This is a genomic window from Aeromicrobium sp. UBA7512 (genome assembly GCF_002476985.1).
Classification (GTDB): Bacteria; Actinomycetota; Actinomycetes; order Propionibacteriales; family Nocardioidaceae; genus Aeromicrobium; species Aeromicrobium phoceense.
The window spans coordinates 636,593-663,173 of the sequence record NZ_DLNK01000007.1; the positions used below are offsets into that span (position 1 = coordinate 636,593).

General features: G+C 72.0%; 25 protein-coding genes and 1 tRNA gene. 20 read left to right on the forward strand and 6 right to left on the reverse strand.

Annotation, left to right across the window (positions count from 1 at the left end; translation table 11 throughout):
* The first annotated feature begins 71 nt into the window (after window positions 1-71).
* The 8 genes from ssd (at window position 72) to B2363_RS13990 (ending at window position 4,954) form a co-directional block, all read left to right on the forward strand.
* A complete protein-coding gene (ssd, locus tag B2363_RS13955; protein WP_286930903.1) occupies window positions 72-1,109 on the forward strand; it encodes a septum site-determining protein Ssd in 1,038 nt (345 codons plus the stop codon).
* Window positions 1,106-2,224, forward strand: a complete 1,119-nt coding sequence (locus tag B2363_RS13960) for a TadA family conjugal transfer-associated ATPase (RefSeq protein ID WP_286930904.1) — start codon at window positions 1,106-1,108, stop codon at window positions 2,222-2,224. Before ssd ends, B2363_RS13960 begins: the two co-directional genes overlap by 4 nt.
* The gene (locus tag B2363_RS13965; protein ID WP_286930905.1) at window positions 2,221-3,009 is read left to right on the forward strand and encodes a type II secretion system F family protein; all 789 of its coding nucleotides are present in this window, start codon (window positions 2,221-2,223) and stop codon (window positions 3,007-3,009) included. Before B2363_RS13960 ends, B2363_RS13965 begins: the two co-directional genes overlap by 4 nt.
* Window positions 3,006-3,695, forward strand: coding sequence for a type II secretion system F family protein (locus B2363_RS13970; RefSeq protein ID WP_286930906.1), 690 nt, complete (start codon window positions 3,006-3,008; stop codon window positions 3,693-3,695). The genes B2363_RS13965 and B2363_RS13970 overlap by 4 nt, the downstream gene beginning before the upstream one ends.
* A 117-nt stretch (window positions 3,696-3,812) precedes the next feature.
* Entirely contained in the window at window positions 3,813-4,007 is a 195-nt protein-coding gene (locus B2363_RS13975; protein WP_286930907.1) for a DUF4244 domain-containing protein, read from the forward strand.
* Window positions 4,008-4,065: 58 nt separating this feature from the next.
* On the forward strand, window positions 4,066-4,275 hold the full coding sequence (locus tag B2363_RS13980; protein ID WP_286930908.1) for a DUF4244 domain-containing protein: 210 nt from the start codon (window positions 4,066-4,068) through the stop codon (window positions 4,273-4,275).
* Window positions 4,272-4,607 (forward strand): TadE family type IV pilus minor pilin, encoded by a 336-nt coding sequence (locus B2363_RS13985; protein ID WP_286930910.1) that lies wholly within the window; start codon window positions 4,272-4,274, stop codon window positions 4,605-4,607. Before B2363_RS13980 ends, B2363_RS13985 begins: the two co-directional genes overlap by 4 nt.
* Window positions 4,604-4,954 carry an Rv3654c family TadE-like protein gene (locus tag B2363_RS13990; protein WP_286930912.1) on the forward strand — a complete coding sequence of 117 codons (351 nt, stop codon included), beginning with the start codon at window positions 4,604-4,606 and terminating at the stop codon, window positions 4,952-4,954. The genes B2363_RS13985 and B2363_RS13990 overlap by 4 nt, the downstream gene beginning before the upstream one ends.
* 26 nt (window positions 4,955-4,980) lie before the next feature.
* Here B2363_RS13990 and B2363_RS13995 read toward each other — a convergent pair whose 3' ends face one another.
* Window positions 4,981-6,720 carry a BCCT family transporter gene (locus B2363_RS13995; protein WP_286930915.1) on the reverse strand — a complete coding sequence of 580 codons (1,740 nt, stop codon included), beginning with the start codon at window positions 6,718-6,720 and terminating at the stop codon, window positions 4,981-4,983.
* A gap of 90 nt (window positions 6,721-6,810) precedes the next feature.
* Window positions 6,811-9,102 (reverse strand): DEAD/DEAH box helicase, encoded by a 2,292-nt coding sequence (locus B2363_RS14000; RefSeq protein WP_286930917.1) that lies wholly within the window; start codon window positions 9,100-9,102, stop codon window positions 6,811-6,813.
* Window positions 9,103-9,187: 85 nt separating this feature from the next.
* Here B2363_RS14000 and B2363_RS14005 point away from each other — a divergent pair, with 85 nt between their 5' ends.
* Together B2363_RS14005 and B2363_RS14010 are read left to right on the forward strand one after the other, a co-directional pair.
* Window positions 9,188-9,520, forward strand: a complete 333-nt coding sequence (locus B2363_RS14005) for an STAS domain-containing protein (RefSeq protein ID WP_181756133.1) — start codon at window positions 9,188-9,190, stop codon at window positions 9,518-9,520.
* A gap of 2 nt (window positions 9,521-9,522) precedes the next feature.
* Window positions 9,523-10,977 carry a class I SAM-dependent methyltransferase gene (locus B2363_RS14010; protein WP_286930919.1) on the forward strand — a complete coding sequence of 485 codons (1,455 nt, stop codon included), beginning with the start codon at window positions 9,523-9,525 and terminating at the stop codon, window positions 10,975-10,977.
* A gap of 3 nt (window positions 10,978-10,980) precedes the next feature.
* On the opposite strand, the gene B2363_RS14015 is transcribed toward B2363_RS14010, so the two are convergent.
* The gene (locus B2363_RS14015; RefSeq protein ID WP_181753251.1) at window positions 10,981-12,156 is read right to left on the reverse strand and encodes an MFS transporter; all 1,176 of its coding nucleotides are present in this window, start codon (window positions 12,154-12,156) and stop codon (window positions 10,981-10,983) included.
* 112 nt (window positions 12,157-12,268) lie between these two features.
* On the opposite strand from B2363_RS14015, the gene topA reads away from it, so the two are divergent.
* From topA to B2363_RS14040, 5 genes are all read left to right on the forward strand, one after another.
* Entirely contained in the window at window positions 12,269-14,965 is a 2,697-nt protein-coding gene (gene topA, locus B2363_RS14020; RefSeq protein WP_286930920.1) for a type I DNA topoisomerase, read from the forward strand.
* Between the two features lie 80 nt (window positions 14,966-15,045).
* Window positions 15,046-15,798, forward strand: coding sequence for an aquaporin Z (gene aqpZ, locus B2363_RS14025; RefSeq protein ID WP_286930921.1), 753 nt, complete (start codon window positions 15,046-15,048; stop codon window positions 15,796-15,798).
* A gap of 56 nt (window positions 15,799-15,854) precedes the next feature.
* Window positions 15,855-16,517 carry a dTMP kinase gene (tmk, locus tag B2363_RS14030; protein ID WP_286930922.1) on the forward strand — a complete coding sequence of 221 codons (663 nt, stop codon included), beginning with the start codon at window positions 15,855-15,857 and terminating at the stop codon, window positions 16,515-16,517.
* Window positions 16,514-17,644, forward strand: coding sequence for a DNA polymerase III subunit delta' (locus tag B2363_RS14035; protein WP_286930923.1), 1,131 nt, complete (start codon window positions 16,514-16,516; stop codon window positions 17,642-17,644). Before tmk ends, B2363_RS14035 begins: the two co-directional genes overlap by 4 nt.
* Window positions 17,641-19,158 carry an alpha/beta hydrolase gene (locus B2363_RS14040; RefSeq protein ID WP_286930924.1) on the forward strand — a complete coding sequence of 506 codons (1,518 nt, stop codon included), beginning with the start codon at window positions 17,641-17,643 and terminating at the stop codon, window positions 19,156-19,158. The genes B2363_RS14035 and B2363_RS14040 overlap by 4 nt, the downstream gene beginning before the upstream one ends.
* A 76-nt stretch (window positions 19,159-19,234) precedes the next feature.
* On the opposite strand, the gene B2363_RS14045 is transcribed toward B2363_RS14040, so the two are convergent.
* Entirely contained in the window at window positions 19,235-19,534 is a 300-nt protein-coding gene (locus tag B2363_RS14045; RefSeq protein WP_078699451.1) for a chorismate mutase, read from the reverse strand.
* An 84-nt stretch (window positions 19,535-19,618) separates the two neighbouring features.
* Between B2363_RS14045 and B2363_RS14050 the strand changes: the two genes are divergently transcribed.
* Window positions 19,619-19,694: transfer RNA gene (locus B2363_RS14050), tRNA-Thr, on the forward strand.
* 257 nt (window positions 19,695-19,951) lie between these two features.
* On the opposite strand, the gene B2363_RS14055 is transcribed toward B2363_RS14050, so the two are convergent.
* Both B2363_RS14055 and B2363_RS14060 read right to left on the reverse strand, forming a co-directional pair.
* Window positions 19,952-22,000, reverse strand: a complete 2,049-nt coding sequence (locus tag B2363_RS14055; RefSeq protein ID WP_286930925.1) for a discoidin domain-containing protein — start codon at window positions 21,998-22,000, stop codon at window positions 19,952-19,954.
* Between the two features lie 80 nt (window positions 22,001-22,080).
* Complete coding sequence (locus B2363_RS14060; RefSeq protein WP_286930926.1) at window positions 22,081-23,250, reverse strand: pyridoxal phosphate-dependent aminotransferase; 1,170 nt, start codon at window positions 23,248-23,250, stop codon at window positions 22,081-22,083.
* 242 nt (window positions 23,251-23,492) lie between these two features.
* Here B2363_RS14060 and B2363_RS14065 point away from each other — a divergent pair, with 242 nt between their 5' ends.
* Genes B2363_RS14065 through fbaA form a run of 4 tightly spaced genes read left to right on the forward strand, consistent with a single transcriptional unit; the run spans window position 23,493 to window position 26,455 of the window.
* A complete protein-coding gene (locus B2363_RS14065; RefSeq protein ID WP_286930929.1) occupies window positions 23,493-24,140 on the forward strand; it encodes a sortase domain-bontaining protein in 648 nt (215 codons plus the stop codon).
* Between the two features lie 18 nt (window positions 24,141-24,158).
* On the forward strand, window positions 24,159-24,803 hold the full coding sequence (gene pyrE / locus B2363_RS14070) for an orotate phosphoribosyltransferase (protein ID WP_286930931.1): 645 nt from the start codon (window positions 24,159-24,161) through the stop codon (window positions 24,801-24,803).
* Window positions 24,800-25,408, forward strand: coding sequence for a TrmH family RNA methyltransferase (locus tag B2363_RS14075; RefSeq protein ID WP_286930933.1), 609 nt, complete (start codon window positions 24,800-24,802; stop codon window positions 25,406-25,408). Before pyrE ends, B2363_RS14075 begins: the two co-directional genes overlap by 4 nt.
* Window positions 25,409-25,438: 30 nt before the next feature.
* Window positions 25,439-26,455, forward strand: coding sequence for a class II fructose-bisphosphate aldolase (gene fbaA / locus B2363_RS14080; protein WP_286930935.1), 1,017 nt, complete (start codon window positions 25,439-25,441; stop codon window positions 26,453-26,455).
* Window positions 26,456-26,581: the final 126 nt, after the last annotated feature.

Genomic DNA, 26,581 nt, shown 5'->3' on the forward strand with positions numbered 1-26,581 from the left:
CACTCGTCGCGCCGTCCACAGGCCCGGCTCGACCCCTCCCACTCGGCCCGGCGGCCCACGAGGGTGGGGCGATGGACGTACGCGAACCCGCCGCCGCACCCTTGGTGGTCACCCATGACGAGTCCTTCGCGGAGAGTTCGCGGCGCTGGTGCGCCGCCGCCGGGCGCGAGCCCGAGACCCTGGAGGCAGCGCAGGACGTCCGCCGCGCGTGGCGGTCTGCATCCGCCGTGCTCGTCGACGCGCGCAGTCTCGAGGCGTTGCTGGCCGTGGACCTGCCGCGACGTGACGAGGTGGTGGTCGTCGCCGAGGACCCGCGCGAGGCGTGGCGTCCTGCCCTCGACCTGGGCGCGCGCGACGTGCTGGCCGACCACGAGGACGCCGCGATCGTGGGGGCTCTGGTGCGCGCGCTCGACGGCTCGGGGGAGGCGTGCGCGATAGCGGTGGTCGGGGCGTGCGGTGGGGTCGGCGCGTCCACGCTGGCCGCGGCCACCGCCGGTCTGGCGGCGCGGCGCGACCTGAGGCCGGTGCTCGTCGACGGCGACCCGATGGGAGGCGGGCTCGATCTCGTCACGGGCGCCGAGGCCGTCGACGGGTCACGCTGGAACGACCTCGACGGGGCGGTGGGCCACGTGGGCGCGGCCGAGCTCGTCGAGAACCTGCCCGTCCACCGAGGCCTCGCGCACGTGTCGTTCGGCCGGGCCGGTCGACCGGTCCACGGCAGCGCACCGGTGATCAGCGCCGCGATGCGAGGGTTCGACGTCGTGGTCGCCGACGTGCCCCGCCACCTGGACGACCTCGGTCGCGAGCTGGTGTCGCGCTCGGTGCTCACGGTGGTCGTCGTGCCACGACGGCTCCGGGCCCTGGTGGCGGCGCGCGCCCTGGTCGACAGGCTCGCGTCATGGTCGGGTGCGGTCGCGATCGTCACCCGACCGGCGCCGTCGGGGATGCCGTCGGCTGCCGTCGGCAAGGAGCTGGGTCTGCCCGTGCTGGCCGACCTCGGCACCTCGCGAAGGCTGGCGGCCGACCTCGAGCACGGCCTCGGCCCGATGCACGCCCGCACCGTGGTGGGTGCGGCGCGCCGGGTGCTCGACACGGTCGGGCTGCGGTGAGCGGGGTACGTCCCGAGGTGGTCGAACGGGTCCGCCGACGGCTGGCCGCGTCGGGCGCCGAGCCCACGCCGCACTCGGTGGCCGAGGCGTTGCGTGCCGAGGACCAGCTGTGGGGAACCACCACGGTGCTCGCGATCGTCGAGCAGCTCCGCAGCGAGGTGCTGGGCGCCGGGGTGCTGCAGCCGTTGCTTGACCTGCCGGGTGTCACCGACGTCCTCGTGAACGGTGCTGACGGGGTCTACGTCGATGCGGGTGACGGCCTGGTGCTGCGACCCGACGTCACCTTCGCCGACGAGCCCACGGTGCGCCGGCTGGCGCAGCGGCTCGCGGCCACCGCCGGACGCCGGCTCGACGACGCCTCGCCGTGGGTCGACGGCCGTCTCGGCGACGGCACCCGGTTGCACGCCGTGCTGTCGCCGGTGGCGCGCACGGGCACCGTGATCTCTCTGCGCGTGCCACCCCGCCGAGCGATGACCCTCGCCGAGCTGGAGGCGGGCGGGTCCGTCGCGCCGCCGATGGCCGACGCCCTGCGGGACCTGGTCGCCACGCGCCGCAGTTTCCTTGTCACGGGCGGCACGGGGACCGGGAAGACCACGGTCCTCGCGGCCCTCCTCGGGCTGGTGCCGGTCGAGCAGCGGATCGTGGTGGTCGAGGACTCCGACGAGCTGCGGCCGCGCCACCCGCACGTCGTCGGGCTCGTCGCCCGGCCGCCGAACGTCGAGGGTGCGGGCACCGTCGGGCTCCGCGATCTCGTCCGCCAGGCGCTGCGCATGCGCCCGGACCGCATCGTGGTGGGCGAGGTGCGCGGCGCCGAGGTCGTCGACCTCCTGGCGGCGCTCAACACCGGTCACGAGGGTGGCTGCGGCACGGTGCACGCGAACGCACCCGACGACGTCCCGGCCCGGATGGAGGCGCTCGGCATCGCGGCCGGGCTCACTCGCGACGCGGTCCACGCCCAGGTCGCCGCCGGCCTCGACGCCGTCGTCCACGTCGCCCGCCACGCCGACGGGCGGCGCGAGGTCGCCGCGCTGGCCGACCTCGGCACCGACCAGCGCGGCCGGTTGCTCGTGCGACCCCGGCTGCGGGTCCACCGTGGCCGGCCCGTCGACCCGTGAGGGAGGTCGGTGCGCTGCTGGCGGTGGCGGCGGTGCTGGTCTGGCGGCCGCCGTGGGCGTGGGTGCGGCTGCGGACGGAACGGGGCGCGCGACGACGGCCCGGTCCGCGATCGTTCCTCGCACTGGCGGGCCTCGGCTCGGCGCTCAGCCTGTCCACCCTCCCGCCGGCGCCCACGATCCTGGCCTGGACCGGCATGGCGGTGGCCGTGGCCGCCGGCGTCCGGTACGCCAGGTCGCGAGCGCGTCTCGCCCGCCTCGCCGTCCGGGACGAGTGCCAGCTGGTGATCGACGGGCTCGTCGGCGAGCTCCGCAGCGGAATCCCGCCGGCGACGGCCGTGCAGCGGCTCGAGGGCGAGGCGCCGATCCTGCGTCCTGCCGCGATGGCGGCGATGACCGGAGGCGATGTGGCGGCCGCCCTGGTGGAGGTCGGTCGCCGCCCGGGTGCCGGCTCGCTCGGGTCGCTCGGCCAGGCCTGGGCGGTGTCGCAGGCGTGCGGTGTACCGCTCGCCGACACGCTCGAGCGCGTGCGTGAGGCGGCGCGGGAGGAGCGTGAGCTCGACCGCGAGCTGTCCGCCGGGGTCGCCCCGGCGCGCGCGACCGCCCTGCTGGTGATCGCGATGCCGCCCCTGGGACTCGGCCTGGGCACCGGACTCGGGGTCGACCCGTTGCGGGTCGTCACCACCACGACCGCCGGGGCACTCTGCGTCGCGCTCGGTGTCGCCTTCGCGGTCGCCGGGGTGCTGTGGATCGAGCAGATCGCCGACCGTCTCGAGGCCGGCGGATGATCGCGGGCCTGCTGGTCGCGTGCGCGCTGCTGCTCGTGGTGCCCGGACCGGCGCGGCGGCGCCGCCGACGACTGCGCCGTGACGCACCTCCGCGGCGGCTCGACCGCGCCGTGCTCGTCGCGGCCGGCGTCCCGCTGGCCGGCTGGATGGTCTTCGGGAGCATCGGGCTGCTGGCCGGTGTCGCCGCCGCGCCCCTCGTGCACCGGCACGTGGGGCGCTGGGAGTCCGTGGGCGAGACGCGGCGCAGGGTCCTGCTCGTCCGGGAAGCCCCGCTGGCGCTCGACCTCGTGGCGGCGGTGCTCGCGGCGGGCCGGTCGCCGCACGAGGCCGTCATCGCGGTCGCGACCCAAACGCCCGGTCCCGTGGGTCACGAGCTGACTGCACTCGCCCACCGTGTGCGGCTGGCGGCGGACCCGGCGACGGCGTGGAGATCACTCGACGGCGACGTCCTCGAGCCGGTCGGGCGCGCGTTCGCGCGGGCGGAGGCTTCCGGAGCCGCCGTCGTCCCGCTGATCCGCGACGCCGCCGAGGACCTCCGGCGTGCCGATCGCGCGCAGCGGCGCGAGGCGGTGGGACGGGTCGGGGTCCGCACCACCCTGCCGATGGGGCTGTGCCTGCTGCCGGCGTTCGTCCTGGTCGGTGTGGCGCCGACGGTGCTCGCGGTCCTCGGCTCGGTCCGCTTCTGAGTTGTCCCCATGCGGAGCCCACGCCATCGGGCTTGTCCCCAGCCCGCCGCGGCCACCGCACTTCCGGGCAGCAGCAGCCCATCTTCGGGTGTCACATCATCCGTTGGAAGGACACCCATGAAGTTGATCACCGCCCTGCGCCGCCGCGTCGACCGAGCCGACGAGCGGGGCATGAGCACGTCCGAGTACGCCGTCGGAACGCTGGGCGCCTGCACGATCGGTGGCGTCCTGGTGAAGGTCGGCCAGTCCGAGTGGTTCGGCGAGCTGGTGCAGGACCTCATCAGCCGGATCCCCGACCTGCTGCCGTTCTGACCCCCGTGGCCGCGGCACCCCGCGCGGGTGCCGCGGCCACCCGTCCCGGAGGAGGGACATGCACCGTCTTCACCGCACCGCCACGGACGAGCAGGGCCAGGTGACGGCCGAGTTCGCCGTGGGCGCCCTCGGCGCCGTCACGATCGCGGGCGTCATCCTGGGCGGCCCCGAGGCGGTCGTCGGCCGGTGGGCGCGCTCGGTCGTCGCCGAGCAGCTCACCCGGGCTCTCGCGTCACCCCTGCCCGATCTCGTCCGATGGCCGTGGTGAGGCGTACCGAGCGCGGCATGGTCACGGCCGAGACCGTGGTCGTGCTGCCGTTCGTCGTGCTGGTGGCCTTCGTGCTGGTCTGGGTCGTCTCGCTGGGTGTCACCCAGATGCGGGTGTCCGACGCCTCGCGTGAGGCGGCGCGCCTCATCGCTCGCGGCCAGCCCGTCGACGAGGCCCGCAGGGCGGTCGAGCAGGCCGTGCCCGGCTCGCGGGTGCGGATCCAGGTCGACGACGGCCGGGCCGGCGTCACCGTGAGGTACCGGGCGCGGCTGCCGCTCGTGCCACGGGTCCGCCTCGACCTGGAGGGCCGGTCCGTGGCGGTCGTCGAGTGAGGCCCGATCGCGGCTCGGCGACGGTGCAGGCCCTCGCCGTCGTCGCACTGCTGGGCCTGGTGGCGTTCACGTGCCTGCAGGTGGCGCTGGCCGTCTCGTTGCGGCAGCGCGCCGCGGCGGCCGCCGACCTGTCGGCACTCGCCGCGTCGCGTGCCAGCGTCGAGGGGAAGGAGCCCTGCGGGGTCGCCCGCTCGGTGGCGGCCGAGAACGGCGCGCGGTTGCGGACGTGCCGGATGGACGCCGACGTCGCCACGGTCACCGCACGGGCCGAGGGTCCGCGCTGGTCGATCGGGCGCTGGATGTCCGACCAGCGGGCCCGCGCCGCCCCCGCCTGGTACCTCGAGTGAGGGGCCGGCGGGGGCGGAGGCCGGGACTACCTCCGAGCGTCCTCGGTGGCGTCGAGCTCGGCCGCGTCGATCTCGTTCGCGTCGTCCTCGGTGGGAGTCGTCTCCTCGAACACGAGGGCGAAGTCCTCGCCGTGCTGCTCGACCCCGGCCAGGACGGCGTCCTCCACGAGGGTCTGACCCAGGTCCTCGCGCAGGATGATCGGATCGAGGCGCAGGTCGCGGTAGAGCGACACGCACAGCAGCACCATCACCAGCAGGAACGGCAGCGCCGCCACGATGGTTAGCGCCTGGAGGCCCTGCAGGGCCACCGGGTCGCCGGGATCGCCGATGAGCAGCATGATGGCCGCCACGGCGCCGGTCAGCGAACCCCAGAAGACGACGGTCCACGTCGACGGGTGGATCGAGCCGCGCTGCGACAGGGTGCCCATCACGAGCGAGGCGGCATCGGCACCCGACACGAAGAAGATGCCCACGAGGAGCATCACGAGCACCGTGGTGATCGCCGGGATCGGGTACTGCTGCAGCAGGTCGAACAGCGCGTAGTTGGAGTTCACCGACGACTCGCCGCCGGAGATGGCGTCGGCCTCGCTGATGCCCGCGCCGCCGAAGATGGCGAACCAGATGAGGCTGACCATGCTGGGCACCAGCAGGACGCCGGTGACGAACTGGCGGATCGTGCGGCCGCGGCTGATGCGAGCGATGAACATGCCGACGAAGGGCGTCCACGAGACCCACCAGGCCCAGTAGAAGATCGTCCACGCGCCGAGCCAGTCGGCCACGTCGTCGCCACCGCTGGCGTTGGTGCGACCGGCCATCTCGGGCAGGAAGGCCACGTAGTCGGCGATCGACGTCGGGATGAGGTTGAGCATCGTCAGCGTGGGGCCGGCGATGAAGACGAAGGCCGCCAGGACGAGCGCGAGCACCATGTTGATGTTCGACAGCCACTGGATCCCCTTGGCGACGCCCGAGACGGCCGAGAGGATGAACAGGATCGTCAGCACCACGATGATCGAGACGACGAGCGTCTCGCCGACGGACTCGACCCAGCCGTTGTGCTCGATGCCGGCACCGATCTGCAGGGCGCCCAGGCCCAGCGAGGCGGCCGAGCCGAACAGCGTGGCGAAGATGGCCATGATGTCGATGGCCTTGCCGATCGGGCCCTCGGTCTGGCGGCGACCCAGCACGCGGGTGAACGCGGCGGAGATCAGCTGCGGGCGACCGAGGCGGAAGGTGCCGTAGCCGATCGCCAGGCCCACGACCGCGTAGACGGCCCACGGGTGAAGGGTCCAGTGGAACAGGGTCTGCGACATGGCCACCTGGACGGCGGCGTCGGAGCCGGCCGCGGCCGTGTCCGGCGGCGGGGAGAGGTAGAACGTCAGCGGCTCGGCGACACCCCAGAACATCAGGCCGATGCCCATGCCCGCGCTGAACATCATCGCGATCCACGAGGTGGTCCGGAACTCCGGTCGCTCGCCGTCCTGGCCGAGCGGGATCTTGCCGTAGCGGCTGGCGGCGAGCCAGATCGCGAACACGACGAAGCCGGTGGTCGACAGGACGAACAGCCAACCGGTGTACTCGATCACCCAGGACTGGGCCTGCGAGGCACGTTCACCGAGTGCGGCCTGGTCGAGGATGCCCCACAGCACGACGACCAGGGCGAGTGCGGCAGCGACGCCGAAGACGACGCGGTCGAGCGAAGATTCTGGTCGGTGTTCCACCTCCGGCTCGAAGATGTCGGTGGATGTTCGGTCGTTGCCGGTGGGCATCAGTAACTACCTCTCATGGTCGGAAAGGATGGGGTGCAAACCTGTCAACCCTTGCATCCGAGGCCAAGAAGAGCCAATCGCGCTCGCCGTTCAGGCGGGTGCGGACGACAGCACGGCGTCGAGCAGCAGGACCGCTCCGGCCTTGTCCAACGGGTGGTTCCCGTTGCCGCACTTGGGTGACACGACGCACGACGGACACCCGTCGCGGCAGGGGCAGTCGGCGATGGTCTGACGGGTCATCCGCAGCCACGCGGCCATCTGCTCGTACCCTCGTTCGGCGAACCCGGCACCGCCGCGATGGCCGTCGTGGACGAACACCGTGAGCCGCCCCGTGTCGGGGTGGTAGGCCGTCGACAGCCCGCCGATGTCCCAGCGGTCGCAGGTGGCCAAGAGGGGCAGGATGCCGATCGCGGCGTGCTCCGCGGCGTGCGCCGCACCGGGCAGCAGCTCGGGATCCATCAGCTCGCCGGCCACGTCGGGGTCGAGCGTCCACCACACGGCCGCGGTGGGCAGCGTCCGCTCGGGCAGGTCGAGGGGCTCCTCGCCGATCACGCGGCCCGTGCTGCGGTCGCGGATCTGGTAGCCGATCACCTGGCTGGCGACCTCGACGTCGCCGAAGGCCACGGTGGCCGGGCCCCACTCGACCCGGCGGCGCTCCTCGATGACCGTCACGGCCGTCGAGCTGCGGGCGCTCGTGGTGTGGTGGACGTCGGCGCGCCGGACGACGGCGGCTCCCTGGTCGGGGTCGTAGGACTCCACGAGGTGGTCCTCGCCGCGGTGCACGTAGATCGCCCCCTCGTGCACCTCGGCGTCGGCGGAACCGGCGTCAACGGTGCCGACGAGGCGCCCTGTGCTGCCTTCGACGATCTGCACGGGGTGCCCACCTGCGGAGCGAATGTCGGCCAGGTCGGCAGCCCGTTCGCGGCTGGTCCAGAACCAGCCGGCGGCGCGGCGGCGCAGCATCCCGGCGGCCTCGAGCGCGGCGACGCCCTCGGCGGCGCGCGGGCCGAACGGGCCGAAGTCGGCCTCGGTGAGCGGCAGCTCCTGGGCGGCCGCGGCGAGGTGCGGGCCGAGCACGTAGGGGTTCTCGGGGTCGAACACCGTGGCCTCGACCGGCGCGCCCAGGACTGCCTCGGGATGGTGCACGAGGAAGGAGTCGAGCGGGTCGTCGCGGGCGATCATCACGCCTACGGAGTCGACGCCGGCGCGACCGGCGCGGCCCCACTGCTGCCACAGGGCCGCCCGGGTGCCGGGGAAGCCGACCGTGACGACGGCGTCGAGCCCGGCGATGTCGATGCCCAGCTCGAGGGCGTTGGTGCTGGCCAGGCCGAGCAGATCGCCCGAGCGGAGGCGGCCCTCCAGCTCGCGCCGCTCCTCCGGGAGGTAGCCGCCGCGGTAGGTGGCCACCCGTCCCGCGAGCTCGGGCTCGACCTCGGCCAGCGCGCGCGACGTGGTCATCGCCAGCTGCTCGGCACCGCGGCGCGAGCGCACGAACACCAGCGTGCGGGTGCCCCCGACGACGAAGTCGGTCAGCAGGTCGGCGGCCTCCGAGCCCGCGGACCGGCGCACCTCCACGCCGTCGTCGCGCGCCGCCTGCAGCGGCGGCTGCCAGAACGCCACGGTGCGCGCGGCGTGGGGCGAGGCGTCCTCGGTGACGGCGGTGACCGGAGCGCCGATGAGCCGCTCGGCCGACGCCGCCGGCTCGGCGACCGTGGCCGAGGACAGCACGAACAACGGGTCGGCGCCGTAGTGCCGGCAGATCCGTCGGAGGCGGCGCAGGATCAGGGCGACGTGCGCACCGAAGACTCCGCGGTAGTGGTGGCACTCGTCGATCACGACGACGCGCAGACCGGCCAGCAGGCGTGCCCAGCGGTCGTGCTGGGGCAGGATCGTGCGGTGCAGGATGTCGGGATTGGCCAGCACCCAGTTCGCGTGGTCGCGCGCCCAGACCCGCTCCTCGCGGCTGTTGTCGCCGTCGACCGTGGCGGGCCGCAGGCCGGGCACTCCGGTGGGCAGGCGGCGCAGCTGGTCGGCCGCGAGTGCCTTGGTGGGCGCGAGGTAGAGCACCGACGGCCGCCGGGCGCCAGCGAGCCCGGAGCCGCCACGGCCCTCGCGCAGCGCCTGAAGCGCGGTCGCCTGGTAGACGAGCGACTTGCCCGAGGCCGTCCCGGTGGAGACCACGACATGGCGCCGGTCGTGCAGGGCCGCGAGGGCCTCGGCCTGGTGCCCCCACAGCACGTCGGCCCCCTCTGCGGCGAACAGCTCGCGCACCTCGGGGTCGATCCAGTCGGGCCACGGCTCGACGACGGGCTCCACCGCGGGGTGGTGCTGCACGTGCACGAGCCGCTCCGCATGGCGGGCGAGAACGGGGTGCAGGGGCATGGGAAGAAGTCTCCCGCACGCACCTGACAGGCCCGGCGCGTGCATTCGACTGGGGAGAAGCGGGTCCGGATGATTGAATTCGGACATGGATCTCACTCTCACCGAACGGGAGTCGCCTCCGTTCCACGTGGTCGAGGTCGCGGGGGAGATCGATGTCTACACCGCGCCGCGCCTCCGCGAAGTCGTCGTCGGAGCGATCGACGACGGACACACCCGGTTGGTCATCGACATCGAGAACGTCGCGTTCCTCGACTCGACCGGCCTCGGCGTGCTCGTCGGAGCGCTGAAGCGCGTGCGCGCCGACCATGGCTCGCTCGACATCATCTGCACCAGCGAGCGACTGCTGCGCATCTTCGCGATCACCGGCCTGGACAAGGTCTTCGGTCTGCACACCTCGATGGACGAGCTGGTCTCCTGAGCGTGACGGGCCCGGACGTCGGCAGGCTGCGCGAAGCGATCGCCGGGTTCACCGTCGACGCCGTCTACGGCGTGCTCGGCGAGGCCGCCTGGCGTGCCCTCGCCCGCAACGAGACCACGCCCGGACTCCGCGCGACCACCGACGGCTCGGCCCTGTCCACGCTGATCCGCCTGTTCCAGCTCCAGGCCGTCGTCCCGCGGACGCACGCCGAGGCGGCCTTCGGTGCAGCGTGGGAGTCGGCGCGCTCGCTCGGCCTCGTCGAGGTCGACGGCGACGACGCCCGCGCGCTGCTCGACCTGCGTCCGTACGGCGACGAGGAGCACGACTGGTGGGTCGTCTGCGACCTGACGCCCGGACTCGACGGTCGCGAGAACCCGCGCGACCCCTCCTACGTGCTGGGCATCAGCGAGGCCTCCTCGTCGCTGGCGCAGCTGACCGTGCGGCCGGACGTCGGCCGTGCGCTCGACCTCGGCACGGGGTGCGGGGTGCAGGCGCTGCACCTGGCGACCCATGCGCGCGAGGTCGTCGCCACCGACGTGAATGCTCGCGCCGTCCGGCTTGCACGACTCACCGCGGCGCTGAACGGGATCGACGTCGACGTGCGCGACGGCAGCCTGTTCGACCCGGTCGAGGGTGAGCGCTTCGACCTGATCAGCACCAACCCGCCGTTCGTGGTCTCGCCGCCCGAGGGCGACCGGCTGGTCTACCGCGAGACCGGGTTCCCCGGTGACGAGGTCGTGCGGCGCATCGTCACGCAGGCCGACGCCCATCTGAACGACGGCGGCTGGTGCCAAGTGCTCGCGGCGTGGATCCACGAGGACGGCGTCCCGTGGCAGGAGCGGCTCGGCGCCTGGATCGAGCCCACCGGCCTCGACGCCTGGGTCGTGCAGCGCGAGCGCGTCGACCTGCCCGAGTACGCCGAGATGTGGCTGGCCGACGCGGGCCTGCGCCACGGCGCGGGCCACCGCGAGCGCTACGACCGGTGGCTCACGTGGTTCGCCGAGCAGCGGATCGAGGCGATGGGCTTCGGCTGGATCACGCTGCGCAGGGCCGGCCGCGCCGTGCCCCAGGTGCGGATCGAGGAGTACACGGGCCCGGTCGCCCAGCCCGTCGGCCCCGAGTTCGCCGCCTGGGCCGAGCGCGCCGACGCGCTCGACGCCGGCGACGTGCTCGACCGGCGCTGGCGCGTGGGCGCCGACGTGGTGCAGGAGACGGCCGGCCCGGTCGGTGCGCCGGACCCCGCCGTGATCCGGGCCGTGCGGATGTCGGGCCTGCGCACCTCGCGCCAGCTCGACACGATCGAGGCGGGCCTGCTGTCGGCCAGCGACGGCGACCTCACGGCGGGGCAGATCCTCGACGCGATCTCCCAGCTGCTCGACCAGGACGCCGCGCAGGTCAGGAGCACCTACGCCCCGATCGTGACGGACCTCGTCGCCGACGGCTTCCTGACGGCCTGACGCTCAGACGTCGCTGACCTCGGCCGGGCGGCGCGAGCGCTGCGCCGCCAGCGACCCCATCGCGATCAGCAGCGCCGCGCCTCCGCCGACGGCGAAGCCGGCCGCCGCTCCCTCGTGGTCGATGGCCAGGCCGATGAGCGGTGCCGCGACCGCTCCGCCGACCGTGAACGCCGTGGCCTGGTAGCCCATCGCCTCGCCGCGCCACGCCTCGTCGGTGAGCTTCGCGATCCACTCGCTGCACGCGGTCATGATCGGCGCGCAGAGCAGGCCCGCCGGGATGCACGCGATCGCCAGGACCCACGGCGTGTGGGCGATGCCGATCGGGATCGTCAGGACACCCATCGCCAGCAGCAGATAGGAAGGACGGATCGAGGCGGGCCGGGCTCCGTAGATCAGTCCGCCCACGAGGGAGGAGAGTCCCCAGCCCAGGTAGACCACGCCGACCAGCCCGACCGCGTCGAGCTCGCGCAGGACGGCGATGATGCCCAGGTCGGTGGCCATCAGCGCGATCATCGCGCCGCCGGAGATGAGGAAGAGGAACACCAGGTCGGTGGTGAGCCAGCGGGTGCCGGGCTCACGGGCCACGGTCACCGAGTCGGCGCTGCGGGTGGGCGGGTCGAGCCGCCACAGGATGCCCAGCCCGATCGCGACGGTGCCCGCGACCGCCACCAGAGCGACCTGCGGCGACGCGGCCACGACGAGGGCGCCCGCGGCGGCGGGACCGATGATGAAGGAGGCCTCCGCGCACACCGAGTCCAGCGCGAACGCGCTCCGGTGATGGCTCGAGGGCAGCCGCGCGGCGAGCGAGATCCGCACGATCGAGTGCACCGGAGCGATGAACAGCCCGGCGGCGAACGCCAGCGGCAGCAGCCACAGGTAGGTGGAGACCGCCGCCAGCGGGTAGACGACGAACAGCACCGCGATCGACGGGAGCAGTGCCCGGCGCAGGCCCAGCCGGTCGATCAGGCGACCGCGCCACGGGGCGCCGACGGCCGCTCCGACGGTCTCGGCGGCGGCGATCAGACCGGCCTGTCCGTAGCTGCCGCCCAGACCCTCGACGACGAGCAGCGTCAGGACGAGCGGCAGCGCCATCAGGGGGATTCGCGCGAGGAACGCCGCGACGTACAGAGGTACGGTTCCGGGTGACCTGAGCACGTCCCCGTAGGTCACCTTCTCCACTTGCGGGATTCTTCCACGCCTGAGGGCGGTGAGAAAAATGGTTGACAGGAGGCGCTACGGTGGGCCTCCCACGGCCCCACATCCCCATCAGGCCTGCTCGGAGGAACCCAACGTGACATCACTGGTGATCGTCGAGTCGCCCAACAAGGTGCGCAGCATCGCTGCCTACCTGGGCGACGGCTACGTCGTCTCCTCCTCGGTCGGTCACATCCGCGACCTGCCGCAGGGAGCCGACCAGATCCCCGCCAAGTACAAGGGTGAGGCCTGGGCCCGGCTGGGCGTCGACGTCGACAACCGGTTCGAGCCGGTCTACGTCGTCCCCGCCGAGAAGAAGAAGCAGATCACCGAGTTGAAGCGGCTGCTGAAGGACGCCGACGAGCTCGTCCTGGCGACGGATGAGGACCGCGAGGGCGAGGCCATCGCGTGGCACCTCTTCGACGAGCTCAAGCCGAAGGTCCCGGTGAAGCGCATCGCCTTCAACGAGATCACGAAGGAGGCGATCGACCGCGCGATCGCCAACCCCCGCGACATCGACCAGGACCTCGTCGACGCGCAGGAGACCCGCCGCATTCTCGACCGTCTCTACGGCTATGAGATCAGCCCGGTCCTGTGGAAGAAGGTCATGAGCGGCCTGTCCGCCGGCCGCGTGCAGTCCGTCGCCACCCGTCTCGTCGTCGAGCGCGAGCGCGACCGGATGGCCTTCCGCACCGCCTCCTACTGGGATCTCGAGGCCACCTTCGGCTGCGACCTGGAGCCCTCGCGCTTCCCGGCGAAGCTGGCCACGGTCGACGGCAAGCGCGTCGCCTCGGGTTCGAACTTCGACAGCACCGGCACCCTGAAGGGCGACGTCGTCCACCTCGACGAGCCCACGGCCGCCGGCCTGGCCACCGCCCTGGAGGGTCGTGAGTTCGCGGTCCGCTCGGTGGAGTCCAAGCCCTACACGCGCCGGCCCTACGCGCCGTTCCGCACCACCACGCTGCAGCAGGAGGGCTCGCGCAAGCACGGCTTCGGCGCCCAGCGCACGATGTCGATCGCCCAGAAGCTGTACGAGGGCGGCTACATCACCTACATGCGCACCGACTCGGTCACGCTCTCGCAGACGGCGCTCAAGGCCGCCCGTGCCCAGGTCAAGGAGCTCTACGGAGCCGACTACCTGCCCGACAGCCCCCGCGTCTACACCTCCAAGGTCAAGAACGCCCAGGAGGCGCACGAGGCGATCCGTCCCGCGGGCGAGAGCTTCCGCACCCCGAAGGAGACCGGACTCTCCGGCGACGAGCTCAAGCTGTACGAGCTGATCTGGAAGCGCACGATCGCCTCGCAGATGGCCGACGCGAAGGGCAACTCGGTCTCGATCCGCATCGGCGCGGCCACCGAGGACGGCCGCGACGTCGAGTTCGGTGCATCCGGCCGCACCATCACCTTCCACGGCTTCCTCAAGGCGTACGTCGAGTCCACCGAGGACCCCGACGCCGAGGGCGACGACCAGCAGACCAAGCTGCCCAACCTCTCCGAGGGCGACCGCGTCACCGCGGTCGAGCTGGCGGCCGCGGGCCACCAGACGAAGCCGCCGGCGCGCTACACCGAGGCCAGCCTGATCAAGGAGCTGGAGGACCGTGAGATCGGCCGTCCCTCCACCTACGCCTCGATCGTCAACACGATCCAGAACCGCGGCTACGTCTACAAGAAGGGCACGGCGCTGGTGCCGGCCTGGGTCGCGTTCAGCGTGATCCGGCTGATGGAGCAGCACTTCCCGCGCCTCGTGCAGTACGAGTTCACCGCCGAGCTCGAGGGCGTGCTCGACGAGATCTCGCACGGCCGCGAGAACCGCGTGTCCGTCCTCGAGGCCTTCTGGGCCGGCGAGAACGAGAACGACACCGGCCTGAAGCGGCTGGTGGACAACCTCCCCGAGATCGACGCGCGTGGCCTGGCCACGTTCGACCTCGGCGAGGGCATCGCCGTGCGCGTCGGCCGCTACGGCCCGTACGTCGAGGGCCCGCCGATGGTCGCGGCGAAGGACGGCGGCGAGCAGCCCACGCGCGCCAACGTGCCCGAGGACCTGCCGCCGGACGAGCTCACACTCGAGAAGGCCAAGGAGCTGCTGGCCACCCCGGCCGGCATGGAGAAGGTGCTGGGCACCCACCCCGAGACCGGCCTGGAGGTCGTCGCCAAGAACGGCCGCTACGGCCCGTACGTCACCGAGGCGCTGCCCGAGGACGCGAAGAAGAGCGCGAAGCCGCGCACGGCGAGCCTGTTCAAGTCGATGGACCTCGACTCGGTCACCCTCGAGGACGCGGTGCGCCTGCTGACGCTCCCGCGCGTGGTCGGCACCGACGCCGAGGGCCAGGAGATCACGGCGCAGAACGGTCGCTACGGGCCCTACCTGAAGAAGGGCACCGACTCGCGTTCGCTGGAGAGCGAGGAGCAGCTGCTCACGATCACCGAGGAGGAGGCCCTCGCGATCTACGCGCAGCCCAAGACCTACGGACGTCGCGCTGCCGCCGCTCCGCTCAAGGAGCTGGGCGAGGACCCGACGAGCGGCCAGCCGATCGTGGCGAAGGACGGCCGCTTCGGCGCCTACGTCACCGACGGCGAGTACAACGCCACGCTGCGCAAGGACGACGACATCGCCACCCTGACGCACGAGCGTGCGGTGGAGCTGCTGGCCGAGCGTCGCGCGAAGGGGCCCGCCAAGAAGGGCGGCAAGAAGACGACGAAGAAGGCCACGAAGAAGCCGGCCGCGAAGAAGACCACGGCCAAGAAGACGGCCGCGAAGAAGACCACGAAGAAGCCGGCCGCGAAGAAGTCCTGACCCGGGCGCGGGCCAAGGTCTCGCCCGCGACCTCGCTCGTGCCCTACGGTGAAGGCAATCTTCGCCGATCGGAGCAGGTCATGACCGAGATCCCGACGTACACGATGGCTCAACGGCTGGGCGCCGAGGCACTCGGCACCTTCTGGCTGGTCTTCGGTGGCTGTGGCACGGCGATCTTCGCCGCCACCGCCATCCCGGTCGATGCGCAGATGGCGGTCGGGGTGGGCTGGCTGGGCGTCGCCTTCGCCTTCGGCCTCACCGTGCTCACGGGCGCCTACGCCTTCGGACACGTCTCCGGCGGCCACTTCAACCCGGCGGTGTCCGTCGGACTCGCGATGGCCAAGCGCTTCGACTGGAAGGACCTGCCGGGCTACGTCGTCGCGCAGGTGGCGGGTGCCACCGTGGCCGGCGCGGTCCTGCTCGTGATCGCGCAGGGCATCGACGGCGGGTTCGACGCGGTCGAGTCGGGCTTCGCCACGAACGGCTACGACGACCGCTCGCCGATGGGCTACAACCTGATGTCGGTCGCACTCATCGAGGTCGTGCTGACGGCGGTCTTCCTCTACGTGATCCTCGGCGCCACGGCCAAGCGCGCGGCCGTCGGCTTCGCGGGTCTGTCGATCGGCCTGGCGCTGACGCTGATCCACCTCATCAGCATCCCGGTCTCCAACACCTCGGTGAACCCCGCACGGTCGCTGGGCGTGGCCTGGTTCGCCGGCAGCGATGCCCTCATGCAGGTGTGGATCTTCATCCTCGCGCCGGTGCTGGGCGCGGCGATCGCCGGCTTCACGCACAGCTTCCTGCTCGGCCCCGACCTCGAGACCGACCGGTAGCGCAGGTCCCGCCCACCATCGGTCCGGGTGTCGGCAGCGCCGACTAGGCTCGCCCCATGCAGCCAACGGACGACCCCCTCGTCACCGAGGTCGGCGTCTTCGTCGCCTTCGAGGGCGGCGAGGGATCGGGCAAGTCCACCCAGTCGCGCCTGCTCGCCACGTGGGTCCAGTCCCAGGGCAAGACCGCGCTGCTCACGCGTGAGCCCGGGGGCACCGGAGTCGGCGCGATGCTGCGCTCGATCGTGCTCGACCCGGCCACCGGCGACCTCTCGCCCCGCACCGAGGCCCTGATCTACGCCGCCGACAAGGCCGAGCACGTCGACACCCTGATCCTGCCGGCCCTGGCCGACGGCACCGTCGTCATCACCGACCGCTACGTCGACTCCACCCTCGCCTATCAAGGGGCCGGGCGGGCGCTGCACGTCGGTGAGCTCGAGTCGCTGGCCCGGTGGGCCACGGCCGATCTCCGTCCGCACCTCACGGTCGTGCTCGACGTCGACCCGCGGACCGGCCTGGGCCGGGCCGGCGAGCCCGACCGGATCGAGGGCGAGCCGGTGGAGTTCCACGAGCGCGTGCGCCAGCACTTCCTCGACCTCGCCGCGGCCGATCCCGAGCACTACGTCGTGCTCGACGCGAGCGAGTCGCCCGAGGCGATCCACGACCGGGTCGTCGCCGCCGTGGGGCCGTGGCTGGCCCAGGCCCGAGGAGCCGAGGCGTGACCGCTCCCGTCTGGGCCGAGCTCGTCGGGCAGGACGACGTCGTCGCCACCCTGGGCTCCGCGGTGGCCGGGCAGATGACCCACGCCTGGCTGTTCACCGGACCGCCCGGATCTGGGCGCTCCAACGCCGCGATCGCCTTCGCCGCCGCGCTGCAGTGCGAGAACGGCGGCTGCGGCACGTGCCGGTCGTGCGTCACCGCCGCGGCCGGAAGCCATCCCGACATCGCCGTCATCAACACCGACGGACTGAGCATCGGTGTCGACGCGGCCCGCGACGCGGTCCGGCGCGCGGCGCTGCACCCCTCGCAGGGTCGCTACCAGATCCTCGTGGTGGAGGACGCCGACCGGCTCACCGACCAGGCCGCCAACGCGTTGCTCAAGGCGATCGAGGAGCCGGCGTCGGGCACCGTGTGGCTGCTGTGCGCCCCCGCCGTGGAGGACGTCATCATGACGATCCGCTCGCGGTGTCGTCCCGTGCTCCTGCGCACCCCTCCGGCCTCGGCGATCGCCCGGCTGCTGCACGAGCGCGACGGCATCGAGCTGGAGGTCGCCCGGCGGGCGGCCGCCGCCGCGCAGGGACACATCGGCCGGGCACGCGGACTCGCGCGTGACCCCGAGGCGCGTCGCCGGCGGGCCGAGATCCTGTCGCTGCCGGTCGGGCTGCGCGGTCTCGGCGACTGCTTCCGCGCCGCCCAGCGGATCGACCAGGAGGCCAACGCCCGGGCCAAGGAGCGCTGCGACGTGCTCGACGCCCGCGAGCTGTCGAACCTCCAGGAGTCGTGGGGCGTCGAGGAGCGGGGTCGCCGCCCTGCCGGGTACGCGGGCGCGCTGTCCTCGCTCACGAAGGAGCAGGAGCGGCGCCGCAAGCGGATGGCGCGCGACGCCATCGACGGCGTGCTGCTCGACCTGCTCTCCTTCCAGCGCGACGTACTGACGCTGCAGCTCGGCACGGGCGCCGATGCGATCAACGCCGACGTCGCCGACGACATCGCCACCATGGCGGCGCGCACCACGCCCGAAGGCACGCTGGCGTCGATCGACGCGATCGTGGCGTGCCGCGACGCGCTCCAGGCCAACGCGGCGCCCCAGCTGGCGCTCGAGCACATGATGTCGAGGTTCCTCGGATGAAGCGCATCACCGTGATCGCGCTGGTCTCCGTGCTCGTGGTCGCGCTGGTGGCGGGCGCGGTCAGCGCGCTGTTCCTCGTCGACCGCCCGGCTCCCGACCCGAAGCCCACGGGCGAGGCGGCACCGGCCGGCCTCGAGCGGTTCTACGCGCAGGAGCCCACGTGGCGCGACTGCCGCGACGACCGCTGCACCACGATCGAGGTCCCGGTCGACTACGCCCGTCCCGACGGCGAGACGCTGCGGTTGGCCGTGCGCCGCGTCCCGGCCACCGGCGACCGCGAGTCCGCGATCTTCACGAACCCCGGCGGTCCGGGCGGCTCGGCCCTCGACTTCGTCGGCTACCTCGCGAGCGAGCTGCCCGACGACCTGCGCCGCACCAACGACGTGATCGGCGTCGACCCGCGCGGCGTCGGCGAGAGCACGCCCCTGGAGTGCCTCTCCGACGAGCGGTTCGACGCCTTCATCGACACCGATCCCGACCCCGACGACGAGGCGGGCGTCGCCGCGCTCACGCGCTCGGTCGAGGAGATGGGCACCGCCTGCCGCGAGAAGTCCGGCGAGCTCTCCGCCCACGTCTCCACCGACGAGGCCGCCCGCGACCACGACATCGCCCGCGCCGTGCTGGGCCAGGAGACGATGCGCTGGTTCGGCTTCTCCTACGGCACCCAGCTGGGTGCCACGTACGCCGACCTGTTCCCCGAGAAGGTCGACAAGATGGTCCTCGACGGGGCCGTCGACGTCACCCTCGACGCGGCGGGTCAGGGACTGGGGCAGGCCACCGGCTTCCAGGCCGCGCTCGAGGCCTACCTCGCCTCCTGCCTCGACGAGGACGAGTGCCCGGTCGGCGACTCGGTGAGCGAGGGCATGTCCACGATCACCACGCTCATGGGCCAGCTCAGCAAGGATCCCCTCGAGGCGCCGGGAGGCCGGCTGCTGACCGAGGGCCCCGCCTTCTACGGCATCGCCATGGCGCTGTACTCCCAGGAGTCGTGGCCGTACCTCACCAGCGCGCTGCGTGGACTCGTCAAGGGCGACCCCACGGTGATGCTCGTGCTGAGCGACACCTACTTCGACCGCAAGCCCGACGGGTCCTTCGGCTCGAACTCCGGGCAGGTCATCTACGCGATCAACTGCCTCGACTCCGACGACGCGCCCGACGCCGCGCGGACGAAGGCCCTCATCCCGCAGTTCCGCGACGTGTCCCCGGTGTTCGGGGCGTCGCTGGGCTGGGGTGTCATGGCCTGCCACGACTGGCCGATCAAGGGCGAGCACCCGCAGCAGGCGGTCACCGCCGAGGGCGCCCCGCCGATCCTGGTCGTCGGCACCACGCGCGACCCGGCCACCCCGTACGAGTGGTCCGAGGCGATGGCCGACCAGCTCGACTCAGGCGTCCTGCTCACCCGTGAGGGCGACGGCCACACGGCCTACACCTCGGGGAACTCCTGCATCCGCGAGGCGGTCGACGCCTACTTCGGCGGCACCGTCCCGAAGGACGGCACGGTCTGCAAGGAGTGACCTGCGGGAAGCGCTGGGAGTGACGTTCGCGGGGGTGACACGCCGTGGAGCACCCCGCGAACGTCACTCCCAGCGCTCAGTCGCGGATGGCCTCGTGGTGCCGAATGACCTCGCTGATGATGAAGTTGAGGAACTTCTCCGCGAACGCGGGGTCGAGGTCGGCCTCCAGCGCCTTCGAGCGGAGCCGCTCGATCTGGCGCGACTCGCGCTCGGGATCGGCCGGCGGGAGGTCGTGCTCGGCCTTCAGCCTCCCCACACGCTTGGTGCACTTGAACCGCTCCGCCAGGAGGTGCACGAGGGCCGCGTCGATGTTGTCGATGCTGGCACGGATGTCGTCGAGCTCGGCCTGGGTCGGTGCGTCCACGCGGCCGATCATACGGACAGAACCCGGGTTTCCGTCCCGCTGGGCCGAGGCGGTATAGTCCACACTTGGTTCGGCGGGTGATCCTCGCCGGATCGCGCCGCCTTAGCTCAGTCGGTAGAGCATCTCACTCGTAATGAGAAGGTCGTCAGTTCGATTCTGACAGGCGGCTCCACCAGAATCATTGGAATGGCGCGGGTTTCTGCACTGGCAGAGTCCGCGCCTTCGTCATTCCGCGCCGGTTGGGCTCGCCGTCGGCCCGAGCGCGCACGTCCCCGAACATGAGCCCCGCCTCAGGTTGGTTTGAACGCCGCCTGTAGGTTGATGGCACTGCCCAGGTGCTTCGGCCCGGGTGGTGGCCGGAGCAGCACCGGCCTCTCGCCGCCCCAACCACCATCGGGAGGTTGGGGCGGTCCTCTGCCCTCAGCGATCTCAGCTGAACGCGCCGAACTCCTTGATCGAGTAGCCGTAGCGCGTCGCCCGCTCGACGCCCTGCATCCGCACGAACCGCGCCGAGCTCGGCGCGAACTTCACGGTGTCGAGCCCGCCGTTGCCGGAGCCGACGACGGCCACGTCGCGCCACTGCTTCCCGTCGAGGGAGGTCTGCACGCGGTACTGGCGCGCGTACGCGCTCTCCCACTCGATCGTGACCTTGCTGACCGGGCGCACCGACAGCAGCTCCACCTGGAACCAGGCGTCGTCCTGGCCGTACTTGCTGGCCCAGCGGGTCGAGAGCTTGCCGTCGATCGCGCGACCGGGCTTCAGGTCCGTCAGCAGGTTCCACTCGGTGGAGCTGGCCGACGCGATCGCCTCGCGCGCGAGGTTGGCGCCCGGCTGGAAGTCGGAGGTGGCGCCCCACGTCTGCAGGTAGGACTCCGACCCGGCGGCGAGGTCGTCGACGATCGCGGACCCGGCCAGGGTGCGCAGGCTCTCGATCCAGTCGGGGACGAGACCGTAGTGCGGGACGCCCTCGGCGTTGTAGTCCCACGTGCGCTCACCGGTGACCTGCCGGTCGAAGACCGTGCCGTCGACGCCGGTGAACGGGTAGGAGATCTTCGCGCCGTCCTCGGGCGGCGCGGCGGTGCCGCCGAAGCCGTTCATGTCGGTGCCGTAGCCGTAGGCGACGCCGTACTTGTCGCGCATCGGCTTCGTCTCGCGCCACTGCGTCGCGAACTCGGTGGCCGTGTGCCCGTACTGCGTCGCGAAGCCGCCGAGGCCGTAGAGCCGGTCCATGTACGCCGTCGACAGCCAGTCGTGGGTCGAGAGGGCGCCGGGGTAGGCCTCGGCCTCGAGGATGTCGAGGGCGCGGCCGGCGGCCTTGGCGCTCATGTGGTCCAGCTCGACCATCATGTTGCGCTTGATCATCCCGCGCAGGGCGTACTCGCCGAGCTCGGTGAGGCCGCGCGGGTTGCAGTGCGGCCCCTTCGGGTAGACCGGCAGCACCGCGGGCAGGCCCGGGACGCTCGCGATCTCGCTGGGCAGCACACCGCCGATCACGGTGTTGTCGGCGACCTCGCCCTCGCGGCACGTCGCGGGGTTCCACCAGGTGCCCGTGGTCAGGAACTGACCGGCGTTCACCAGCAGCCCGGCCGTGCCCTCGTCGTAGCGCACGCCGCACAGCGCGTTGTCGAACTTGTGGCACAGGAACATGCTCGAGACGCCCTTGCCCTGGAGCTCGTCGAGGCCCCGGTCGATGTCGGCCTTCGTGCACTGCGGCGCGCCGAGCACCTGCTTGCAGCCGAACGGCTCGGACACCTCGACGCCGAGGACGACGGCCAGCTTGCCGTCGGCCACGACCGCACGGGCCTGCTCCGGCGTGGTGACGACGCGGTACCAGCCCTTGCCGGCGCCGCCGAACTGCCGGTCGACGAACGCCTGCAGGTCGTACGTGGCCTTGATCTGGCGACGGACGGTGTCCATGTCGTCGCAGCTGTACTTGTTGGGGCCGGCGATGACACCGAGGATCGGGCACAGTCCCGGGTTGGAGACCATGTCGTTCACCATGATCCGCTGGCCGCCGCGCCACGCGCGCTCGACCCACTTGTAGTACATCTGCTGGTGCGTGAAGGAGGAGTAGGTCGGCCAGTCCTTGAACGTGGGCCAGCCGACCGTGTCGTGCGCGTCGAGGGGGCCGCGGCCGGCACCGGAGTTCGTCAGGTTCTCCAGGATCGAGACGCCGTGACGGTCGCAGTCCTTGAGCGCGTCCGCGATGCCCTTCTCACTCCAGGTGGAGCCGCAGACCGCGTTCCCACCCATGCCGAGGTCCATGAACATGTGGGTGTGGGCGTCGATGAAGCCGCTCACCTCGCCGCCGGGCCCCGTGCCGCGCATCGGCTCGCCGGTCGCGTTGACCTCGGACTCGGGGGAGGGGGTGCTGGTCGCGACCCACCAGCCCGACTCGGCAGAGGCTCCGGTCCCTCCGGTGACCAGGACCAGGGCGCCGAGCGCCGCCACCAGGAATGCCTTGAGCCGTCGTGACACGAGAGTCCCCCTACGAGATGCCGTTGGCGTGACTCTAGGTGTGAGGCAGGCCACATGCAAACGGGAGTTGCACGATCGTCTCAGTTCGAGCGCAGCGCGCGCAGGCGCGCGACCGCCTCCTCGAGCACCTCGGTGCGCTTGCAGAACGCCCAGCGGACGAGGGTGCGTCCGGGGTTCGAGCCGTCGGGCCGGTCGTCGTGGAACACCTGGTGCGGGACGGCGACGACGCCGGCGAGACGGGGCAGCGTGCGGCAGAACTCGAGGCCGTCGGAGAAGCCGAGGGGCGCCACGTCGGTCGTCGCGAAGTAGGTCCCCTCGGGGATGAAGACGTCGAAGCCCGCGTCGGACAGCCCGGTGCAGAGAAGGTCGCGACGCTTGCGCAGCCCGTCGCGCAGGTCGGTGAAGAACTCGTCGGGCAGGTCGAGTGCCGTGGCGATCGCCGGCTGGAACGGCGCGCCGGAGGTGTAGGTGAGGAACTGCTTCGCACCCATGAGGGCGTCCACGAGGTCGGCCGGTCCGGTCGCCCAGCCGATCTTCCAACCGGTGAAGGAGAAGGTCTTCCCGGCGCTGCTGACGGTGAGCGTCCGCTCGGCCATGCCCGGCAGTGTCGCGATCGGCACGTGCGGCCGCGCGAACGCGAGATGCTCGTAGACCTCGTCGGACACGACGACCAGGTCGTGCTCGATGGCCACCTCGGCGACGGCGGCCAGCTCCTGCGGCGTCAGCACCGTCCCGGTCGGGTTGTGCGGTGTGTTGAGGACGATCGCGGTGGTGCGCGGCGTGACCGCGGCGCGCAGCTCGTCCACCGGCAGCCGGAAGTCGGGAGCGCGCACGGTCACCGCGACGTGGCGGGCGCCGGCCATCTGGATCACGGCGCGGTAGGAGTCGTAGTAGGGCTCCAGCACGAGCACGTCGTCGCCGGGATTCACCAGCCCGAGCAGCGCGGCCGCGACGGCCTCGGTCGCGCCGGTGGTCACCACCACCTCTCGCGCCGGGTCGAGCTCGATGCCGTGGAAGCGGTGCTGGTGCCGGGCGATCGACTCGCGCAGGGGTGCCATGCCGGTGCCGGGTGCGTACTGGTTGTGGCCCGCGGTGATGGCGTCGCGCGCCGCCTGCCGGATCACCTCGGGGCCGTCCTCGTCGGGGAAGCCCTGACCGAGGTTGATCGCGCCGGTCTGCGTGGCCAGGGCACTCATCTCCGCGAAGATCGTGGTGCCGATTCCATCGAGTCGAGCGCTGCGCCTGCTCACCTGATCGACGATAGCGGGGCCCATCGGATCTTCGGAGGTAGCAGGGGGAGGACATAGGTCGGCCCGCCGTTCTCGGGGGGTGAAACGGCGGGCCGACGGCAGGAACGACGGCTCAAGAGCTCCCCGAACCTGCTCCTCCAGAATACATGGGGCCCCCAACCGCCGGAGCGAAATCGCGAACTTCGCCGAAGAGATCGCGGAGTCCGGTTCGCGTGCGTGGCCGGCCCCGGGACAATGGTGACGTGTCCTCCGCCTCCACGCGCTCCGTCGGCTCCCGCGTCGTGCTGGTGCTCGGCCTCGTGCTGGTGCTGACCGGTGTGGGGATCCTGGGCTGGGTGGGCTGGCAGTACTGGGGCACGAACGTCGTCGCCCAGCGCGACCACGAGCGCATCCGCGGCGAGATCTCCGAGGCCTGGAAGGCCCAGGAGGATCCCATCGCCGGGGTCGGCCTGCTGCGGATCAAGCGCTTCGGATCCGACTTCGAGGTGCCGATCCTCGACGGCGACGACGACGCCACCCTCGCGAAGGGCGTGGGCCGGCACGAGGAGAGCGCCCAGCCGGGCCGCGTGGGCAACCTCGTGCTCTCGGGCCACCGGGTCACGCACGGCGAGCCGTTCCGCAAGTTCCTCGACCTGCGCGCGGGCGACGAGGTCGTCGTGGAGACCCGCACGCACGTCCACACCTACGTCCTGCGCCAGGACGGCGACGAGATCCGCGTGCCGTTCACGACGTCCTGGCCGCTGTGGCCCGTCCCCGACCCCGACGCGGAGGGGGAGCCCGCCACCGAGCGCGTCATCACACTCGTCACCTGCTCCGAGCTGTTCCACACCGACGACCGCAGCGTCGTCGTGGGCGACCTCGCCTCCTCCGAGCGGAAGCCGGGCACCTAGGCCCCCTACGCTGGCGGGGTGCACGACTACCAGCGCCGCTTCATCGAGTTCGCCCTCGAGCACGAGGTCCTGCGCTTCGGCGAGTTCACGCTGAAGTCGGTGCGCACGTCGCCGTACTTCTTCAACGCGGGCGCGTTCGACACCGGCGCACGGCTGTCGGCGCTCGGCGGGTTCTACGCCGACGCGATCGCGGGCGCCGGACCCGAGTTCGACGTCCTGCTCGGCCCCGCCTACAAGGGCATCCCGCTCGCCGCGGCGACGGCGGTGCGGCTGGCCCAGGACCACGACCGCGACGTGCCGTGGTGCTTCAACCGCAAGGAGGCCAAGGACCATGGGGAGGGCGGCCTCTTCGTCGGCGCCGCCCCGCGCGGCCGGCTGCTGGTGATCGACGACGTCATCACCGCCGGCACCGCCATCCGCGAGGTCATCGCACTGGTCGAGCCCCTCGACGCCGAGGTGGCGGGCGTGGTCGTGGCCGTCGACCGCCGCGAGCGCGGCACGGGCGACCTCTCCGCGATCCAGGAGGTCGAGCGCGACCACGGGATCACGGTGACGTCCATCGTCACCTTCGACGACATCATCGAGTACCTCGAGGAGTCCGGCCGGTACGCCGAGCACCTGCCGGCCGTCCGCGCGTACCGCGAGCAGTACGGGGTGTCGTGACCGTCGGCCCGTGGCAGGGCCCCTGGCCGGACGACCCGCGCCTGGATCCCGAGCTGCTGCGCGAGGGGGACACCCGCAACGTCGTCGACCGCTACCGCTACTGGACCGTGGAGGCGATCGTCGCCGACCTCGACCTCCAGCGCCACCGCCTGCACGTCGCGATCGAGAACTGGCAGCACGACTTCAACATCGGCTCGATCGTGCGCACCGCGAACGCGTTCAACGTCGGCGGCGTGCACATCATCGGCAAGCGCCGCTGGAACCGCCGCGGGGCGATGGTCACCGACCGCTACGTCCACGTGCACCACCACGAGGACGTCGCCGCGTTCGCCGCGTGGGCGGCCGAGTCGGGACTCACCGTGGTCGGCGTCGACAACCTGCCCGGCGCCGTCCCGCTGGAGACGACGAACCTCCCGCGCGACGCCGTCCTGGTGTTCGGCCAGGAGGGTCCGGGCCTCACGCCCGAGGCCGCCGCGGTGTGCGAGCGCCTGGTCGCGATCGCCCAGTTCGGCTCGACCCGATCGATCAACGCGGGTGCTGCCGCCGCGATCACGATGCACGCCTGGATCCGTGAGCATGCCGACCTCGCGTCGGTGGAATACTGACCCGCAACACGAGTTCCCACAGGAGGACCCATGCCCGTCGCCACTCCCGAGGTCTACGCAGAGATGCTGGACAAGGCGAAGAACAACTCCTTCGCCTACCCCGCGATCAACGTCTCGTCCTCGCAGACGCTGAACGCCGCCTTGGCCGGCTTCGCCGAGGCCGGCAGCGACGGGATCATCCAGGTCTCCACCGGCGGCGCCGACTACTTCTCCGGCCCCACCGTCAAGAACATGGTCTCCGGCTCGCTGGCGTTCGCCGCGTTCGCGCAGGAGGTCGCCAAGAAGTACCCGATCAACGTGGCGCTGCACACCGACCACTGCCCCAAGGACAAGCTCGACGGCTTCGTTCGTCCGCTGCTCGAGGCCTCGGCCGAGCGGGTCAAGGGCGGCGACCTGCCGTACTTCCAGTCGCACATGTGGGACGGCTCGGCCGTGCCGCTCGCCGAGAACCTCGAGATCGCGCAGGAGCTGCTGGCCAAGGCGCACGCCGCGAACATCATCCTCGAGGTCGAGATCGGCGTCGTCGGCGGCGAGGAGGACGGTGTCGAGGCGGAGATCAACGACAAGCTCTACACATCCCCCGAGGACGCCATCGCGCTGGTCGAGGCGCTCGGCCTGGGCGAGAACGGCCGGTACCTCACCGCGCTGACGTTCGGCAACGTGCACGGCGTCTACAAGCCGGGCAACGTGAAGCTGCGTCCCGAGGTGCTCAAGGCCGCGCAGGACGCCGTCGCCGCGAAGTTCGGCCAGGACCGCCCCTTCGACTTCGTCTTCCACGGCGGATCGGGCTCGCTGCCCGAGGAGATCAGCGCCGCGGTCGACTACGGCGTCGTGAAGATGAACGTGGACACCGACACCCAGTACGCGTTCACGCGCCCGGTCGTCGGTCACATGTTCCAGAACTACGACGGCGTCCTGAAGGTCGACGGCGAGGTCGGCAACAAGAAGGCCTACGACCCCCGCGCGTGGGGCAAGGCCGCCGAGGCCGGCATGGCGGCGCGTGTCGTCGAGGCCTGCGAGAACCTGCGCAGCGCCGGCACGCACTGACGCACCGAACGACGGCGGGGACGGCTTCGTCCCCGCCGTCGTCGCGTCCGGACCGGGTCTCGGTGGCCGGGACCGCGCGCCCCCGGGCCGGGCCGGCGCCCCCGCCGGCGACTAGGATCCGAAATG